The 595-nt window shown below is 58.2% G+C and carries 2 pseudogenes; both read left to right on the top strand.

Features of this window, described 5'->3' with window-relative positions:
- Window positions 1-194: pseudogene (locus tag PA598K_RS35320) on the top strand (sugar ABC transporter permease); the annotation flags it as partial.
- A gap of 35 nt (window positions 195-229) precedes the next feature.
- Window positions 230-595, top strand: a pseudogene (locus PA598K_RS37015) (carbohydrate ABC transporter permease); the annotation flags it as partial.

The following is a 595-nucleotide window of genomic DNA, read 5'->3' on the forward strand; positions in this document are numbered from 1 at the left end:
TCTTCAACCTGTACAATCCGATGGTCATCAGCTCGACGGACATCATCGATACCTACATCTACCGAATGGGCCTCATCCAGGCGCAATATGGTCTGGCGACGGCGATTGGCCTCATCAAGTCGGTGATTGGCTTCGCCCTGATCGTCCTGTCGTACCGGCTGGCCAGCAAGTATGCCAATTACCGTATTTTCTAGTGCAACGAACATCTCTACGGATCGGGGGTCATACCATGCACGGACGGCTGCGCAAGCTCCAGCCCTTCGATATCTTCAACACTATCGGCCTCGCCCTCGTCTCGCTGCTCTGCCTCTTGCCCATTTGGCACATCGCCATGGTGTCGCTGAGCGGAGAGGGACCGGCCTCCCAGTTCACGGTCAGTCTGCTGCCGGTCGAGTTCAGCGTGAGCGCCTACGGCACGGTCCTGGCGCTCGGCAAGTTTTGGGACGCCTTCGGCATGTCGGTCGTACGGGTAGCCGTCGGCGGCGCGCTTAACTTCATCCTGACGGTCATCATGGCGTATCCGCTATCCAAGGAGAGCGACTACTTCCGTGGCCGCAACGTCTATATCTGGTTCCTCGTGTTCACGATGCTGTTC

The sequence above is a fragment of the Paenibacillus sp. 598K genome (assembly GCF_003851045.1).
Taxonomy (GTDB): Bacteria; Bacillota; Bacilli; order Paenibacillales; family Paenibacillaceae; genus Paenibacillus_D.